The organism is Gluconobacter sp. Gdi (assembly GCF_014132155.1).
GTDB lineage: Bacteria > Pseudomonadota > Alphaproteobacteria > Acetobacterales > Acetobacteraceae > Gluconobacter.
Window position 1 is genome coordinate 1 of sequence record NZ_BLJQ01000045.1, and the last position, 1,223, is coordinate 1,223.

1 pseudogene is annotated in these 1,223 nt (G+C 58.6%); it reads left to right on the plus strand.

From position 1 onward, the window contains the following. Window positions 1–1,223: pseudogene (locus JN414_RS16365) on the plus strand (hypothetical protein); the annotation flags it as partial.

The window sequence follows — 1,223 nt, forward strand, 5'->3', positions numbered from 1 at the left end:
ACAGCCACGGGGGCTGATTACGATGCGCAGCTTCAGGGCCTGACGCAAAGGCTGGCAACGCAACGTGCGGCACTTCTCAACCTGCGGGATCCGATGCAGCAGTTGCTGGACCAGCAGGACAGAGCCGAACAGTCAGCCCATACGTATTCGGCTGCTGAACTGGCTATGGTCCAGGCTGATCAGGCGGCGGAGCAGGCTGCGCGACAGTTGGGGCAGGCCCATGCAACGTCAACCCAGCTCAAGGTCGCTGAGAGCAAGGCGCAGGCCATTCTCACGGACCAGTTCAACAGCTCTGTTGCTGCCGTAAACCGTCAGACGGCGGCCCAGATGGACCTTGTGGCGGGATATGACGCCAGTAAGGGGCCCCTGACCCAGTATCTCAACGCGGAAGAGGCTGCTGAGAAAGCTCGGGCAACTTCAACCGGGGGGATGCAGGAACAGGCTCGTCAGACTTTGATCTGGACGGGCGTTCTGAACTCCGCAACGGCTGCTCAAGTGGATCTGGCTTCAGCCGGACAGCTTTACGGCCAGAGCCTTGATCTGGATGCTATCCGTCAGCAGACAGCTCTTGTGGGCCAAAACAGTGAAGCAGTTTCGGTCCAGATTGCGGTGCTGAAGGCAAGGAATGAGATCCTCAAGAAGGGCGGTGATGCTGATAGTGAGGTCAATCAGGCGTATCTCCAGAATGTGGCAGTCATTCAGCAAGCCACAAATGCTTACCAGGACCAGCAGGCCGTCCTGAACGAAGTCACGGGTGACATCTCTTCGATGGCGGACACGCTGTCAGGAGATTTTACGCAGGCTTTCGTCAACGCGGCCAATGGTGGGGTGACGTTGAAATCAGCGCTTCAGGGCGTTGAAAGCCAGGTGGTGTCGATGATCGCCAAACTGGCGCTGATCAATCCGCTGCTCAACGCCATTGACGGTGGCTCCCGCCAGACCCTGTCCAGCATCTCGCGCTATTTCTCAGGGGCAAGTGGATCCGGCTCGGGGTCTGAATTTGGACCTGATGACATGAGCGGCAACCCCTTCGAGGGTGCGGGCACATCCATTGATTCCTTTTCCAGCGCGGATACCGGTTTCGGGACCGAGGATCTGGGTGCCAATCCCTTTGAGGGTGCAGGCACGTCTGCGTCGGCGTTCTCATCCGGGGGCTCCAGTCTCCTGTCGTCCGGATCCTCGTCCTGGCTGTCGTCTGGTCTGAAAACCAATCTGTTTGGTAC